The organism is Rhodoplanes roseus (assembly GCF_003258865.1).
GTDB lineage: Bacteria > Pseudomonadota > Alphaproteobacteria > Rhizobiales > Xanthobacteraceae > Rhodoplanes > Rhodoplanes roseus.
In genome coordinates this window covers 1-246 of the sequence record NZ_NPEX01000952.1, presented here as the reverse complement: position 1 = coordinate 246, position 246 = coordinate 1, and the positions used below count along the sequence as shown (strand labels likewise).

Sequence of the window (246 nt, the reverse complement as noted above, 5' to 3'; positions counted from 1 at the left end):
CCGCCGAACATGCGACGCTGACCGCCGATCAGGTGCGCAATCTGCAGGCCATGAAGACCGGGGCGCTCATTGCCGTCTCCTGCGAGATGGGTGCCTGCCTCGCCGGTGCGGGCGGGGAGGATCGGGCCGTGGCGCGCGATTTCGGTGCGGCGCTCGGCCTTGCCTTCCAGATCGCCGACGATCTCATCGACAAGCAATCGACGAGCGAGGAGGCCGGCAAGGCGACGGGCAAGGACGAGGCGGCCG

General features: G+C 69.5%; 1 protein-coding gene. It reads left to right on the top strand.

Annotated features, from left to right (window positions below; translation table 11 throughout):
• A partial coding sequence (locus tag CH341_RS33145) for a polyprenyl synthetase family protein (protein ID WP_210208754.1) occupies positions 1-246 on the top strand: 246 nt, incomplete at both ends.